This is a genomic window from Acinetobacter sp. CAU_H_S170_2 (genome assembly GCF_058890445.1).
Window position 1 is genome coordinate 1 of record NZ_JBZYAE010000009.1, and the last position, 668, is coordinate 668.

A 668-nucleotide genomic window follows, 5' to 3' on the forward strand; every position below is an offset into this window, starting at 1 on the left:
TAGGACTTACGCATTGACGGATTCAAAAAAGTATTAAAATACTTTATAAAGTATCTGTGATCAGACGAATTAAACATGCTTCTACAGCAACTTGTACATTACCCATTTATATGGGCTTTCTCATGACAGAACCGAACTCTATTAGCTGCACACAACTTGCCGAGACTTATAACATCTCGCATGATAGTGTAAATCGCTTTCTAGAACGTGAAGACTACACACCTCACGACCTATATCAAGAAGCAATTCAACATATTGATAATAATAAACTTATAGTCAGTATTGATGATACTGTTTTAGATAAACCCTATAGTCAACATATGGACTTGGTTAGCTATTTTTGGTCAGGCAAACACCACCGATCCGTCAAGGGTATTAATCTCATTACCTTGTATGCGACAGATCAGAATGGTCAAAATATTCCAATTAATTTCCGAATTTATGACAAATCTGAAAGTAAAACCAAGAATGATTACTTTATGGATATGTTAAGTGAAGTACTCAGTTGGGGTGCAAAGATTCAATTTATTACAGGTGATAGTTGGTATTCATCGACTGGAAATCTAAAAACCATAAGAAAATATGGTATTCGATTTATGTTTGGTATCGACTGTAACCGTAAGGTTTCCCCAGAAAAAGGACAATGGTTTCAACTGCGTTTATTGCCA

At 35.0% G+C, this 668-nt stretch carries 1 pseudogene; it reads left to right on the forward strand.

Annotated elements, in window-relative coordinates:
* Window positions 1-56 precede the first annotated feature (56 nt).
* Window positions 57-668: pseudogene (locus AC5EUN_RS17675) on the forward strand (IS701-like element ISAba11 family transposase); the annotation flags it as partial.